Source organism: Wenzhouxiangella limi (assembly GCF_010499265.1).
Lineage (GTDB): Bacteria > Pseudomonadota > Gammaproteobacteria > Xanthomonadales > Wenzhouxiangellaceae > Wenzhouxiangella > Wenzhouxiangella limi.
The window spans coordinates 12,126-26,063 of the sequence record NZ_JAAGSC010000031.1 but is presented as its reverse complement, the minus strand read 5'-3'; the positions used below and the strand labels follow the sequence as shown (position 1 = coordinate 26,063).

Below are 13,938 nucleotides of genomic sequence, written 5' to 3'. Positions count from 1 at the left end.
GGCCAGGGGATTTTCCGGCGCCGCTGGCTCAGAGCCAGCGGCCGATATTCACCCCGGTTCGAACGGACACCGGACCCAGGTTTACGGTCGGGCCGGCAATGCCGACATTGGCATAAACCCCGCCGCTGGAGCAGCCGGTCAGCATAAGCGCGGTCGCGAGACAGACCGCGGCAAGCACCACACGCCGTCCGGCGCGGAATCTGATGCGGCGGGAATGGGTCGGGCCGATCACGGTTCGCATGGGTTGTTCTCCTTGGTTCCTCAGCGGTTTGCCTTTTGCTCTGTCGCGGGTTCCCAGCTCTGCACCAGGAAACCGGCGCCGGCAGGGTCGTTCAGGATGGCAACTTCGCCGCCGCGCGGGTCATCACGAACCGGCAGAAGAATCTCGCCACCGAGCCGTTCGGCGGCGGCAGCCGTGGCCGCCGGATCCGCGACGTTCACGTAAGCCAGCCAGGTATCGGCGATGCGTTCGACCGGCTTGCGCACCACGCCGACTCGCGGAATACCGCCCGTACTGAGAATACGATATTCGCCGTTCTCACCCACGCGCTCGACCCGGTAAGCCGACACCAGAGATTGATAGAAAGCGAGCGTAGCCTCCGGATCCGAGGTCCAGATCTCGCTCCAAAGCCAGTCGCCAGGCCTGGCGGGGCGATCCGGCGGGTCGCCCTCACGGGGCTCGAGCAAGGTCAGCAGCGCGCCCTGGGGGTCGGCAACCACGGCAAGCCGACCTCTTTGCGGAATCTCCAGGGGCGCCTGGAAGACCTGGCCGCCGGCAGCGTCCAGCGCGGCCATCGCCGCGTCCATCTCGGCAATGGAGAGCACCGGAACCCACTGCGAAACGTTAGCCTCGCGACTGATGCCGCGGGCGTCGACGAGTCCGCCGATGACGCGCCCCTCGTGCTCGATGACGGTATAGGTCTGGCCGCGACCGAGGTCAACGTCGCGGAAGGTCCAGCCGAACAGCCCAGCGTAGAAACGCCGCGCCGCTGCCGGGTCTTCGGTGAGCAGGTCATGCCACACGATCTTGCCCGGAATGGGCTCGATGCCGGCGGTATCGACGGGCGGAATGCGGGCGGTATCGAGGCTGGCGCAACCGCCGGCGACGATGAGCATAAGCGCTGCCAGGGCAAGACGGCCGCCGCTGCGCGGAAATCGGATCACTGCTGCTCTCCTGTGGTGGCTGCGGTTTCGAGCCTTGCCGAAGTGTACCCGCCCGCTCCGTGTCCTACAACACGGGCCGCTCTATACTCCCCGCATGCAGAGCAGCACCCGTTCTTCAGACAAACAGGCCCTGCCGGGCTTGAGATCGATGCGGTCGTGGCGGTCGGGTTTCGGAGCGCAAACGCAGCCGTGAGCGTTTTGCGCGAGGTTCTCGCAAGTTATCGCGCCGCCCTGGGCTTTCTGGGGGCGTTCACGCTGATTCATCTGGCGGTCCGGCTGCTGGTGGCGGCGGTCATCGTACCGCTGGCAGGCCTTGGGCTGGCCGCCGCCCTGGCGGCATCGGGACAGGACGCGGTCACCGACCAGGACATCGCGTGATTCCTGCTGACGCCGGCGGGGTTGATCGGGGCTCTGACGCTCGCCAGCCTGTCCATTGTCGTCAGCGTCCTTGATGTGGCCGTGATGGCCGAGCGCGTCAGCGCCGAGCGCGAGATCGAGATCATCGCCCATCGGGGCGCATCCGTCACGCGGCCGGAGAACAGCATGGCCGCCGTCGAGCAGGCCCTGGTCGAACAAAGCGACTGGGTCGAGATCGACGTCCAGGAGACCGCCGACGGCCAGATCGTGGTCGCCCACGACAGCGACTTCATGAAGATGGCCGGTATCGATCTGAAGGTATGGAACGCCACCATGGCCGATCTGGCCGGGATCGATATCGGCAGCTGGTTCGACCCGGCCTATGCCGCCGAGCACACGCCAACCCTGCGCGAGGTCAAGCCTGCCCTGGCGCGACAGGTGATGGGGGCGCGCAACGATTTGTCCGCCCCCGAACGCCTGCTGCTTTGGATCAGCGACCGCTTCCGGCTGAAAAACCTCGATCTGGTGGCCGAAGAAGCCGACGCCTGAGGACCGCAAAGCCTCGGCCACAGGGTTGTCGCAACACGCTGCCGACGATCTGACGGGTCCTCAGGGACCGCTTTCGACCAGGTGCTGGACGTTGAGTTGCGGGTTGATCTGACCGCGCCAGCGGTTCAGCTCAAGGCGGTAGGTCACGTGGAACGGATCAGGCAGCTCGTTGCGCAGCAGGCTGCCGGCGCGAAAGGCGATCGCCTCGACGGCCTCGCCGCCGCTCTCGGGCTGCAGCCTCATCTTCAAATGCGCCTGGCCGACGATACGCCGCTCCAGGACCCGAAAGCGCCCGTCGAACAGCGGCTCTGGCCAGGCCTGGCCCCAGGGCCCGCCCCGCTCCAGCACCGCGGCCGTTTCCGCGCTCAGCTCGCTGGCACCCAGTTCACCGTCGGTCAGCACCACTTCATCGGCGAACTCGTGCCGGGCCAGGCACTCGTCGAAGCTGCTTTTGAAGGCGGCGAGCCGGTCGCGCTCCAGGCTCAGCCCCGCGGCGCGGGCGTGGCCGCCGAAGCGAGCCATCAGCCCCGGCTGCCGGGTATCGATATCGACCAGCAGATCGCGCATGTGCAGCCCGGCCGGCGAGCGCCCTGAGCCCTTCAGTTCGCTGCTGCCCGGCTCGGCCGGCGCAAACGCCATTACCGGGCGCTGCAGGCGCTCCATCAGTCGTCCGGCGACCAGACCGACCACGCCCTGGTGCCAGTCCGGATCGAACACGCACAGGCCCTGGACGGTGCCGTCGAGGCGTCCGGCCAGTTCATCGGCCTGGGCCTCGGCCGCCTGGAGCATGTCGGCCTGAAGGGCCTGGCGCTGATTGTTCAGCACGTCCAGCTCGCCGGCCAGGGTGCGCGCCGCACGCTCGGAGTCGGCCAGCAGGCAGCGGATGCCGATGCCCATGTCCTCCAGTCGGCCGGCAGCGTTCAGGCGCGGACCGGCCGCGAAACCGAGATCGGCCGCCTGCACGTGGCGCAGATTGCGCCCGGCAACCTCCAGCAGCGCGCGCACGCCGTGGCTGCATTGGCCGGCCCGCATCCGCGCCAGGCCCTGGTAGACCAGGCGGCGGTTGTTTTCATCCAGCGGCACCAGGTCGGCCACCGTGCCCAAGGCCACCAGGTCCAGCAGACCGTCCAGGCGCGGAATCGGCCGGCGGTCGAACCAGCCCAGCTCGCGCAAGCGCGCGCGCACCGCCATGGCGGTGTAGAACATCACCCCGACCCCGGCCAGCGCGGTCGAGCCGAAGGATTCGCCGGCCAGGTTGGGATTGACGATGGCTTCGGCCGAGGGCAGCTGCGGGCCGGGCAGATGGTGGTCGGTGACGATTACCCGCATGCCCTTGGCCTGCGCGGCCGCCACCCCGGCAACCGAACTCACGCCCTGGTCCACCGTGACCAGCACGTCGGGGGCGGGCGATGCGATTTCTTCGACCAGGGCCGAGCTCAGACCGTAGCCGTGGCGGAAGCGATCGGGGACTTTCCAGGCCACGTCCCGCGCCCCCAGGCTGGTCAGCGCGCGCACCGCCAGCGCGGTGCCGGTCGCGCCATCGGCATCGAAGTCGCCGACCACCAGGATGCGCTGGCCGGCCTGAATGGCCTCGGCCAAGAGTTTGGCCGCGCCTTCCAGCCCACCCATCGTGGGCGGCAGCAGCCCTTTGAGCGAGTAGTCCGGCGCCTCGCGCTGGCCGCGCCCGGCCAGCACCCGCGCCAGTACCGGGTGGACATCGGTCATGGCCTGTGGCGCACGCTCGCGCCGGCGGATGGCGACCGTACGGATCATGTCGGCAGCGTGGCTGAACGCTGCCAGAAACACCATGCGGCCGCCGGACTCAGGCGCCAGACGCGACGCCGTCCGGCGATCTCCAGGGCGTGCAGCCGACCCCATCGCAGTCTGCGCCACAACGGCGTGAGCCATTCATCCAGCGCAGCAAGGTTGGCGCCCTGGTCGAGCGCGGGATCCGGTTGCCATTCGATCAGACTGCCGTCGCGCGCCGGGCCAGCGTCAGCCTCGGCCGCGTGCTCCAGACCCAGCCAGGCCGCCAGCGCCGACCACAGCGGATCGGCTCCGGACAAATGGCGAACCCGCGGCCGAATCTGGTCGCGCGGCGGCAGGCTGCCCGCCCCCCAGAACCAGAGGCCGCCCGGACGGCCCGGATCGGCCGCGTCGGCCTGCTGGTGCAGGATCACCTGGCACTCGTTGAGCAGTCGGCGCCAGCGCGCGGCGTCCGGACCGGCCGGCAGCACGTAATCCATGCTCTCGCCGTGCACCTCGGCTGGCGGCACAAAGCGGCATTCGGGAAGACGCTCGAGCCGGATATAGCCACGCTCCGGATGCGGCAGGTCGAACGCCAGCCCGGCCTCGGCCAGGACATCGCGCAGCTCTGAAACCGCCGGACTGCCGGCATCCAGCCGCGCGCCCGGCCGAATCCAGACCGCGCTCAGGTCAGGGGTCAAGACGACAGGATCGGCCCGCAGCCAGAACCCCTCGGCGTCCTCCGGTGCGTCCAGCCGCCGGGTCAGGGGCGCGGCGGCCACGGCGCGGCCGGCTACCAGCTCGGCGGCCCAGGCGGACTCATCCAGCGCCCGGCTTTGGCCGCGGGCCAGCATCGCGCGCAGGCGGGGCGGCAGCGCGGGCTGTCCGCTCAGCAGCGCGTCGAGCTCCGGAACCGCGACGATGATCACCGTCGTCAGCCGTTGTAGGCGACCTCGACGATTTCGTAGACCCGACGACCGTTGGGTGCGTCGAATTCAGTCACGTCACCTTCCTCCTTGCCGATCAGGGCACGGGCCAGCGGCGCGCTGATGGCCAGCCGCCGCTCTTTCACGTCGGCCTCCAGATCGCCGACGATCTGCCAGGTCACCTCCTCGGCGCCCTCGACTTCCTCGAGCAGGGTCACGGTGGCGCCAAACACGATCTTGGTGCCGGCGTTGACCGTGGCCACGTCGATAACCCGGGCGTTGCCCAGGGCACTTTCCAGTTCCTGGATCCGGCCCTCGATAAAGCCCTGCTGCTCGCGCGCGGCGTGGTACTCGGCGTTTTCCTTCAGGTCGCCATGGGCGCGCGCCTCGGCGATGGCGGCGATGACGGCCGGACGCTCGGTTTTTTTGAGGCGATCGAGTTCTGCGCGCAGGCGCTCGGCGCCCGCGCGCGTAATCGGAATCTGGCTCATGTCGTTTCCTTGCTTGCGTACAGCTCGGCGAGCGAATGCACGCCGCGCTCGTTCCAGTGATCCAGGGCGCGCAGGGTGGCCCGCGCGCCGGCGATGGTGGTCGAGTAGTTGACCTTGTGCTGCAGTGCCGTCCGGCGGATCGAGAACGAATCCGAGATCGCCTGGCGTCCTTCGGTGGTATTGACGATGTAGTCGATCTCACCGTTTTTGATCAGGTCGACGACGTGCGGCCGGCCCTGCGTGACCTTGTTGACATAGTCACACTCGACGCCGTTTTCAACCAGGAACTTCCAGGTCCCCTCGGTGGCAATCAGCGTGAATCCACGCTCGACGAGTTCGCGGGCGACCGGCAGCAGACGCGCCTTGTCGGCATCGCGCACGCTCAAAAACGTCCTGCCCGAGGCGGCAGCGTGAATCTCGACCGCCTGCTGGGCGCGCGCCACCGCCGCACCGTAGGAATACCCCACGCCCATGGCCTCGCCGGTCGAGCGCATCTCCGGACCCAGAATGGGGTCGACCCCCTGGAACTTGATGAACGGGTATTTGGGCTCTTTTATGGAATAGAAGTTACTTTTAAGATCTTCAGTAATTCCTTGTTTTTCCAGTGTCTCACCGACCATGCACTGGGCGGCCACCCGGGCCAGCGGCACGCCGGTGGCCTTGGCCACGAACGGCACTGTGCGCGAGGCTCTGGGGTTGACCTCGAGTACGTAGAGCTGCTCGCCCTGCAGGGCGAACTGCACGTTCATCAGGCCGACCACGTGCAGGCCCCTGGCCATCTGCCGGGTCTGCTCGGCGATCTCGGCGATCACATCGTCTGACAGCGAGAACGGCGGCAGGCTGCACGAGGAGTCCCCGGAGTGCACGCCGGCCTCCTCGATATGCTCCATGATCCCGCCGATGATGACCCGCTCGCCATCGCAGATCGCGTCGACGTCGATCTCGATGGCGTGATCGAGAAAGCGGTCCAGCAGCACCGGCGAGTCGTTGGAGACCTTGACCGCCTCGCGCATGTAGCGCTCGAGCTCGTCTTCGCCCTGGACGATGTCCATGGCCCGCCCGCCGAGCACGTAGGACGGTCGCACCACCAGCGGGTAGCCGATCTCGCGCGCCAGCACAATCGCCTCTTGCGGGTTGCGCGCGGTGCGGTTGGGTGGCTGTTTCAGGCCCAGCTCGTTGAGCAGGTGCTGGAAGCGTTCGCGATCTTCGGCCAGGTCAATGCAGTCGGGCGTGGTGCCCACGATGGGCGCACCGGCGGCCTCCAGGTCGCGCGCCAGCTTCAGCGGGGTCTGGCCGCCGAACTGGATGATGATGCCCTCCGGCTGCTCGATCTCGACAATGGCCAGCACGTCTTCGAGCGTCAGCGGCTCGAAGTACAGCCGGTCGGAGGTGTCGTAATCGGTCGACACGGTCTCGGGATTGCAGTTGACCATGATGGTCTCGAAACCCAGATCGCGCATCGCCAGGGCGGCGTGGACGCAGCAGTAGTCGAACTCGATGCCCTGCCCGATCCGGTTCGGCCCGCCCCCCAGGACCATGATCTTGCGCTTGTCCGTGGGCTCGGCCTCGCAGCCCTCGCCCCAGGTGGAGTAAAGATAAGCGGTGGTGGTGGCGAACTCCGCGGCACAGGTATCGACCCGGCGGTAGGCCGGCCGGATGCCCGAGCGCTGACGCAGCTGGCGAACATCGGCCTCGCCGACCTTGACCAGCTCGGCGATGCGGGCATCGGAAAAACCGTAGCGCTTGAGCTCGAGCAGGTGCTCGGCATCCAGCCCGGCAACGCCGGCGGCGGCCGTGCGCGCCTCGACCTGGACCAGCTCCAGGATCTGGTCGAGAAACCAGGGGTCGATGCGCGAGAGCATGTGGACCTCGTCCAGGCTCAAACCCCGCCGGAACGCCTCGGCCACGTAGCGCAGGCGATCGGCGCCGGCTTCCTGCAGCTCGCGCCGGATCAGCATCAGCTCATCGCGCTGCTCATCGGCCTCGAACACCACCGGGTCGAGCCCGTCGAGGCCGGTTTCCAGCGAGCGCAGGGCTTTTTGCAGCGACTCCTGGAAGGTCCGGCCGATCGCCATGGCCTCGCCGACCGACTTCATCTGGGTGGTCAGGCGGTCGTTGGCGGCCGGGAACTTCTCGAAGGCAAAGCGCGGGATCTTGGTGACCACGTAGTCGATGGTCGGCTCGAACGACGCCGGGGTCGCCCCGCCCGTGATCTCGTTTTTGAGCTCGTCGAGGGTATAGCCCACGGCCAGCTTGGCCGCGACCTTGGCGATCGGAAAACCGGTGGCCTTGGAGGCCAGCGCCGAGGAGCGCGATACGCGCGGGTTCATCTCGATGACCACGACCCGGCCGGTGTCGGGGCAGACCGCGAACTGCACGTTCGAGCCGCCGGTATCGACCCCGATCTTCCGCAGGACCGCGACCGCGGCGTTGCGCAGTTCCTGGTATTCCTTGTCGGTCAGGGTCAGGGCCGGGGCCACGGTGATCGAGTCGCCGGTGTGCACGCCCATCGGATCGATGTTTTCGATCGAGCAGATGATGATGCAGTTGTCGGCCGAATCGCGCACCACTTCGAGCTCGAACTCCTTCCAGCCCAAAAGCGACTCGTCAAGCAGGACCTCGTTGGTCGGCGACAGGTTCAGCCCGTGGCGGACGATCTCGACGAACTCCTCGCGGTTGTAGGCAATTCCGCCGCCGGACCCGCCCAGCGTGAACGACGGCCGCACGATCACCGGAAAGCCGAGATCCTGCTGGATCTCGTAGGCTTCTTCCAGGCTGTGGGCGACCGCCGCGTTGGGCGATTCCAGGCCGATCTCGGCCATGGCCTTGCGGAACAGGTCGCGGTCTTCGGCCATGTCGATGGCCTGCTTGGACGCCCCGATCATCTGCACCCCGAACTCTTCGAGCACGCCGTGGCGGTCGAGATCGAGCGCGCAGTTGAGCGCGGTCTGCCCGCCCATGGTCGGCAGCAGCGCGTCGGGCCGCTCCTTGGCGATCACCTCTTTGACGATGTCCCAGCGGATCGGCTCGATGTAGACCGCGTCGGCCACCTCCGGATCGGTCATGATCGTGGCCGGGTTGGAGTTGACCAGGATCACCCGGTAACCCTCCTCGCGCAGCGCCTTGACCGCCTGCACCCCCGAATAGTCAAACTCGCAGGCCTGGCCGATCACGATCGGCCCGGCGCCGATGATCAGGATGGATTGAATGTCGGTTCTTTTGGGCATGAGATTTTTTAACCGCAGATGAACGCAGATGAACGCGGATGCAAGTTCATAGCTGGTGGACCATGCGCTTGATCTGGGCTTTCGGCGTACCGAAATTGACCAGCAAGCCGACGCTGAGTCGGGCAGCTTTCAGGTAGTTGATCAGCTGGGCTTGATGCTCTGGCAGCAACGCACGAACCGCCTTGAGTTCGACCAGTACGCAATCTTCGACAAGGAGGTCTACAGCAAACTGCCCGACCACTTCCCCAGCGTAATAGACTCGAAGTGATTTCTGTCGCTGAAAGCAAATCCCGGCAGCCGCCAATTCCAATGCCAGAGCATTTTCGTAGACCGATTCCAGAAAGCCGGCACCCAGTCCATTGCTTACGGCGTAGACGCAGCCAATGACTCGCTCCGTCAAAGCATTCACATCTGCGTTCATCCGCGTTCATCTGCGGTTTCAATCATCTTTACAAATTGGCCGAAAAGGCCGCGCAGGTCGTGCGGGCCGGGGCTGGCCTCGGGGTGGCCCTGGAAGCCCATTGCGGGTTTGCCGTCGATGCGGATGCCCTGGAGGCTGCCGTCAAACAGCGAGCGGTGGGTGGGGACAACGTGCTCGGGCAGCGAGTCCTCGTCGACGGCAAAACCGTGGTTCTGGCTGGTGATCAGCACCTGGCCGGTAGCCAGGTCCTTGACCGGATGGTTGGCGCCGTGGTGGCCGAACTTCATCTTGACCGTTCGCGCGCCGGCCGCCAGCGCCAGCAGCTGATGGCCCAGGCAAATGCCAAAGGTGGGTACGCCGCGCTCGAGCAGGCGGGCGATAGCGTCGATGGCGTACGTGCAGGGCTCGGGGTCGCCCGGGCCGTTCGACAGCATGACGCCGTCGGGCTGCAGCGCCAGCAGGCCGTCGATCGGGTGGCGGGCCGGCACCACGGTCACCCGGCAGCCGGCGTCGACCAGCATGCGCAGGATGTTGCGCTTGGCGCCGAAGTCGTAGCAGACGACGTGATGACGCCCACGGCTGGGCCCGAAGCGACCGCTGGACAAATCCAGCGCGCCTTCGGTCCAGGCATACGGCGACGAACAGGTCACGCCACTGGCCAGGTCCTGACCGGCCATGGGCTCGCAGCCGCGCGCCAGCCCCAGCGCCTGGTCAGCATCAACCTCCTCGCCCACCATCAGGCAGCCGTTCTGGGCCCCGTGCTCGCGCAAATGCATGGTCAGGCTGCGGGTATCCAGGCCCGCAATACCGGGCACGCCGTGGTCGGCCAGGTAGTCCGACAGCGAGGCTTGCGCCCGCCAGGAACTGTAGCGCCGCGGATAGTGCCGCACGATCAGGCCGTTGCAGTAGACCCGGTCCGACTCCGGATCCAGCGCGTTGACGCCGGTATTGCCCACGTGCGAGGCGGTCAGCGTCACCAGTTGCCTGGCGTAGCTGGGATCGGTGAGGATTTCCTGATACCCGGTCATGGCGGTGTTGAATACCACCTCGCCGACGCGCTGGCCGGGCGCACCGAAACCATGGCCGGAAAACGTGCGACCGTCTTCCAGCGCCAGTATTGCCTGCAGTCGAGACAAGATGAACGACCTCCGAATATGCGAAACGGGCCTGGCCGAGAATCAGCCGACCCGTCTGGGCACTACATCACGGATTGTAACCAAAGCGCAAGAAAGGGGCCAGCCAAATTGCCCCCGCGCGCCGGCCTCAGCCCGCGGCTTCCTGGTCGACCGGCAGATCGAGAAACGGCGGCGTTTCTTCCACGGGCTTGAGCGTGTCGGCCCCATGACCCTCGGCCAGCAGGTAGTCCAGCCACTTCAGCAGCGCCTGGTTCAGGCGCCAGTTGCGAATCACCAGCCCGTGCATGGGGATTTCCGGCCCGGCAAAGCGCTCGATGCCCTGTTCCGGGCTGAACGCAGTCGCCTCGGCCATGCGCGCATCATGGTAGATGCGAATATGGGCGTTGGGATTGTGCTGCTGCTCGTCGCCGATCACGTAGGTCAGGCGGATGTAGCTGGTGTAGTTGTGGCGCTCGATGACCTGCAAGAACAGGTCCGGCCCGGAACCGACGCGCGAAACAAGGCAGTCACTGCGGTTCAGACCTTCAGGCAGCATGGCGCCCAGCGCGCGGAAGACGGCCGTGTGCAATTCCGGCAGGCGGCGCGCCAGAACGCGGGTCGGCGGATGAAGATTTCGGACTCGGGTCAGCATGGCCGCGGAAGCGTATCACAGCCGAAGCGTTTCGCCTAGGGGGTCAGCGCGTCGTCGTCAGGACGCGTCTTTTTGCAGTCCCAGGTGGAGGATAATCCGGCTGGCCAGTTCCTCCACCGACGAGCCGGTCGAAGACAGCATTGGCACGCCCTCGGCGCGCAGCAGGCTCTCGGCCGCATCAACCTCGTAGCGGCACTGCTTGACCGAGGCGTAGCGGCTGCCCGGGCGGCGGGTTTCGCGGATCTTGCACAACCGCTCCGGGTCGATGGTCAGGCCGAACAGCTTGGCCTTGTGCTCGCGCAGGAAGGCCGGCAGGCGCGGCTGCTCGAGGTCTTCCTCGGTCAACGGATAGTTGGCCGCCTTGATGCCGTAATGCAGCGCCAGGTACAGGCAGGTCGGCGTCTTGCCCGAGCGCGAGACCCCGACCAGGATGACGTCGGCCTTGTCCAGGCGCTTGGAAATGCCGTCGTCGTGGGTCAGGGCGTAGTTGGTCGCCTCCATGCGGTCTTCGTAGGTATCGCTGTCGCCCATGCCGTGGGCGCGACCGATGCGCGGCGAGCTCTCGATACCGAGCACCCGCTCCAGCGGCTCCATGAAGGTGGCGAACATGTCGAATATGTGGGCGTTGGCGTTGGTTAACACCCGCCCGACCTTGTGGTTGACGATGGTACTGAACACCAGCGGCTTGTCCTCGCCGGCCTCGGCCGCCTTGTTGATCAGGCTGACCGCATCATGGGCCTTGGCCTCGGTATCGACGAACGGCAGCCGGATTTCGCGGAAATCCACCTTGTTGAACTGGGTCAGCAGGCTGTGCCCGAAGGTCTCGGCGGTAATCGCGGTGCCGTCGGAAACGAAGAACGCGGTGCGTCTCATGGGCAGCCCCGGGCGTTTACAATGTCAGGTCGAATCACAACAAACGTTTTCTTAAGGAGAAACCGTGAGCGAGTATATCCTTTGGCTGGACCGGCTGGGTATGGGGGACCTCGAGAAGGTCGGAGGCAAGAACGCCTCGCTGGGAGAAATGATCAGTCACTTAAGCGAGGCCGGCGTGGCCGTGCCGGGCGGCTTCGCGACCACCGCCGACGCCTTTCGCGCGTTTCTCGACCAGTCGGGCCTGGCCGAGCGCATCCGCGCCGAACTCGAGACCCTGGACACCGAAGACACCCGGGCGCTGGCCGCCGCCGGTCAGAAAATCCGCGCCATGATCATGGACACCCCGCTGCCCGAGCGCCTGGAGAGCGAAATCCGCGACGCCTTTGCCAACATGTGCGAGCGCTACGGTGACGATGTGGCCGTGGCCGTGCGCTCCTCGGCCACCGCCGAAGACCTGCCCGACGCCTCGTTCGCCGGCCAGCAGGAGAGTTTCCTGAACGTGCGCGGCATCGACGACGTGCTCGAAAAGCTGCACGCGGTGTTCGCCAGCCTCTACAACGACCGCGCCATCGCCTACCGCGTCCACCACGGCTTCGACCACCACGACGTCGCGCTGTCGGCCGGCGTTCAGCTGATGGTCCACGCCGGCAAGGGTGCCGCCGGTGTGATGTTTTCGCTCGACACCGAGTCCGGCTACCGCAAGGTGGTGTTCGTCACCGCCAGCTACGGTCTCGGCGAGAGCGTGGTCCAGGGCGCGGTCAACCCCGACGAGTTCTACCTGTTCAAGCCCAACCTGGAAGTCGGCAAACCGGCCCTGCTGCGCAAGACCCTGGGCTCCAAGGCCACGCGCATGCTCTACAAGCCCGAACGCGGCGTGGTCACCGAACAAACCCCCGAAGACCTGCGCCACGCCTTCGCCATCAGCAACGAAGACGCCGAGGCTCTGGGCCGCATGGCGATCACGATCGAAAAACACTACGGCCGGCCGATGGACATCGAGTGGGGCAAGGACGGCGAGACGGGCGAGCTGTTCATCCTCCAGGCCCGGCCGGAGACGGTCAAGAGCCGCGGCGCCCAGACCATGGAGCGCTTCCGCCTGGAAGAAAAAAGCGAGGTGCTGTCCGAGGGCCGCGCCATCGGCCAGCGCATCGGCCAGGGCAAGGCCAAGGTGATCGAAAGCCTGGACCAGATCCACGACGTGGTCGCCGGCGACGTGCTGATCACCGACATGACCGACCCCGACTGGGAGCCGATCATGAAGCGCGCCTCGGCCATCGTCACCAACCGCGGCGGCCGCACCTGCCACGCCGCCATCATCGCCCGTGAGCTCGGCATTCCGGCCGTGGTCGGCTGCGGCGACGCCACTAGCAACGTGCCGCACGACTCGGAAGTGACGGTTTCGTGCTCGGAGGGCGATACCGGCCGCATCTACAAGGGCAATCTCAAGTTCAGCATCGCCGAAGACAGCCTCGACGACATGCCCGAAGCCCCGCTGAAGATCATGATGAACGTGGCCAACCCCGACCGGGCATTCGACTTCGCCCAGATCCCCAACCACGGCATCGGCCTGGCCCGGCTGGAGTTCATCATCAACCGCATGATCGGCATCCATCCGCGCGCGCTGCTCGAATACGACCGCCAGTCCGACGATCTCAAGGCCGAAATCGACAAGCGCATCGCCGGCTACCCTGACCCGGTTTCTTTCTACATCGACAAGCTGGCCGAAGGCATCGCCACCATCGCCGCGCCCTTCGGCCCCAACCCGGTGATCGTGCGCCTGTCGGACTTCAAGACCAACGAGTACGCCAACTTAATCGGCGGCGAGGCCTTCGAGCCGCACGAGGAAAACCCCATGATCGGCTGGCGCGGGGCCTCGCGCTACGTCGACGACAGCTTCAAGCCGGCCTTCGAACTCGAATGCAAGGCCCTGAAAAAAGTTCGCGAAGAGATGGGCCTGGACCACGTCTGGGCCATGGTGCCATTCGTGCGCACGCTGGGCGAGGCGCGCGAGGTGGTCGAGGTGATGGATCAGTTCGGCCTCAAGCGCGGCGAAAACGGCTTGAAGATCATCATGATGTGCGAGCTGCCGTCCAACGCGCTTCTGGCCGAGGAGTTCCTGGAGTATTTCGACGGCTTCTCGATCGGGTCGAACGACATGACCCAGCTGACCCTGGGGCTGGACCGCGACTCCGGCCTGGTCGCCCACCGCTTCGACGAACGCGACGGCGCGGTCAAGGCCCTGCTGGCCATGGCGATCAAGACCTGTCGCGAGAAGGGCAAATACATCGGCATCTGTGGTCAGGGCCCCTCAGACTACCCGGACCTGGCCCAGTGGCTGCTCGACCAGGGCATCGAGAGCATGTCGCTCAATCCGGACACGGTGGTCGATACCTGGCGCAAGCTGGCCAAGTAGGACG

13 protein-coding genes are annotated in these 13,938 nt (G+C 66.4%); 3 read left to right on the top strand and 10 right to left on the bottom strand.

Going from position 1 to position 13,938, the window contains the following annotated elements:
• Positions 1-28 precede the first annotated feature (28 nt).
• Together G3I74_RS01670 and G3I74_RS01665 are read right to left on the bottom strand one after the other, a co-directional pair.
• The gene (locus G3I74_RS01670) at positions 29-241 is read right to left on the bottom strand and encodes a hypothetical protein (protein WP_164209591.1); all 213 of its coding nucleotides are present in this window, start codon (positions 239-241) and stop codon (positions 29-31) included.
• 20 nt (positions 242-261) lie between these two features.
• Positions 262-1,164, bottom strand: a complete 903-nt coding sequence (locus G3I74_RS01665) for a VOC family protein (protein WP_164209588.1) — start codon at positions 1,162-1,164, stop codon at positions 262-264.
• A gap of 189 nt (positions 1,165-1,353) precedes the next feature.
• On the opposite strand from G3I74_RS01665, the gene G3I74_RS01660 reads away from it, so the two are divergent.
• Both G3I74_RS01660 and G3I74_RS01655 read left to right on the top strand, forming a co-directional pair.
• On the top strand, positions 1,354-1,542 hold the full coding sequence (locus tag G3I74_RS01660; RefSeq protein WP_164209585.1) for a hypothetical protein: 189 nt from the start codon (positions 1,354-1,356) through the stop codon (positions 1,540-1,542).
• Between the two features lie 21 nt (positions 1,543-1,563).
• Complete coding sequence (locus G3I74_RS01655; RefSeq protein WP_203594458.1) at positions 1,564-2,070, top strand: glycerophosphodiester phosphodiesterase family protein; 507 nt, start codon at positions 1,564-1,566, stop codon at positions 2,068-2,070.
• A gap of 60 nt (positions 2,071-2,130) precedes the next feature.
• Here the strand turns inward: G3I74_RS01655 and recJ are convergent, their stop codons facing one another.
• The 8 genes from recJ to ppsR form a co-directional block, all read right to left on the bottom strand.
• Positions 2,131-3,879, bottom strand: a complete 1,749-nt coding sequence (recJ, locus tag G3I74_RS01650; RefSeq protein ID WP_239056520.1) for a single-stranded-DNA-specific exonuclease RecJ — start codon at positions 3,877-3,879, stop codon at positions 2,131-2,133.
• Positions 3,840-4,745 (bottom strand): hypothetical protein, encoded by a 906-nt coding sequence (locus tag G3I74_RS01645; protein ID WP_164209582.1) that lies wholly within the window; start codon positions 4,743-4,745, stop codon positions 3,840-3,842. The genes recJ and G3I74_RS01645 overlap by 40 nt, the downstream gene beginning before the upstream one ends.
• A 5-nt stretch (positions 4,746-4,750) precedes the next feature.
• On the bottom strand, positions 4,751-5,233 hold the full coding sequence (gene greA / locus G3I74_RS01640) for a transcription elongation factor GreA (protein ID WP_164209579.1): 483 nt from the start codon (positions 5,231-5,233) through the stop codon (positions 4,751-4,753).
• Positions 5,230-8,460, bottom strand: coding sequence for a carbamoyl-phosphate synthase large subunit (carB, locus tag G3I74_RS01635; protein WP_164209576.1), 3,231 nt, complete (start codon positions 8,458-8,460; stop codon positions 5,230-5,232). The genes greA and carB overlap by 4 nt, the downstream gene beginning before the upstream one ends.
• 46 nt (positions 8,461-8,506) lie before the next feature.
• The gene (locus G3I74_RS01630; protein WP_164209572.1) at positions 8,507-8,881 is read right to left on the bottom strand and encodes a GxxExxY protein; all 375 of its coding nucleotides are present in this window, start codon (positions 8,879-8,881) and stop codon (positions 8,507-8,509) included.
• Positions 8,878-10,017 (bottom strand): glutamine-hydrolyzing carbamoyl-phosphate synthase small subunit, encoded by a 1,140-nt coding sequence (gene carA, locus G3I74_RS01625; protein WP_164209569.1) that lies wholly within the window; start codon positions 10,015-10,017, stop codon positions 8,878-8,880. The genes G3I74_RS01630 and carA overlap by 4 nt, the downstream gene beginning before the upstream one ends.
• A 127-nt stretch (positions 10,018-10,144) precedes the next feature.
• Positions 10,145-10,648, bottom strand: coding sequence for a DUF1249 domain-containing protein (locus G3I74_RS01620; RefSeq protein WP_164209566.1), 504 nt, complete (start codon positions 10,646-10,648; stop codon positions 10,145-10,147).
• Between the two features lie 57 nt (positions 10,649-10,705).
• Positions 10,706-11,521, bottom strand: coding sequence for a posphoenolpyruvate synthetase regulatory kinase/phosphorylase PpsR (gene ppsR, locus G3I74_RS01615; protein ID WP_164209562.1), 816 nt, complete (start codon positions 11,519-11,521; stop codon positions 10,706-10,708).
• 64 nt (positions 11,522-11,585) lie between these two features.
• Here ppsR and ppsA point away from each other — a divergent pair, with 64 nt between their 5' ends.
• The gene (ppsA, locus tag G3I74_RS01610) at positions 11,586-13,934 is read left to right on the top strand and encodes a phosphoenolpyruvate synthase (RefSeq protein ID WP_164209560.1); all 2,349 of its coding nucleotides are present in this window, start codon (positions 11,586-11,588) and stop codon (positions 13,932-13,934) included.
• Positions 13,935-13,938: the final 4 nt, after the last annotated feature.